The 219-nt window shown below is 60.3% G+C and carries 1 protein-coding gene; it reads right to left on the reverse strand.

Annotated features, from left to right (window positions below):
- Window positions 1-219, reverse strand: a 219-nt coding sequence (locus tag J5M66_RS26865) for a C-terminal helicase domain-containing protein (protein WP_207817565.1), incomplete at both ends; no start/stop codon positions are given.

Consider the following 219-nt stretch of genomic DNA (forward strand, 5'->3'; position numbering starts at 1 on the left):
CCAGCGCCGCTTTCTCCTGCTGCAACGCCTGGATCTTCTCTTCGACGGTGCCTTTGGCAATCAACTTGTAGACGAACACCGGATTGTTCTGCCCGATGCGATACGCCCGATCAGTCGCCTGATTCTCCACCGCCGGGTTCCACCACGGATCGAAGTGAATCACCGTGTCCGCCGCCGTCAGGTTCAGACCAGTGCCCCCGGCCTTGAGGCTGATCAGGA

Source organism: Pseudomonas sp. 67(2021), assembly GCF_017491835.1.
In the GTDB taxonomy this organism is placed as follows: Bacteria; Pseudomonadota; Gammaproteobacteria; order Pseudomonadales; family Pseudomonadaceae; genus Aquipseudomonas; species Aquipseudomonas atacamensis.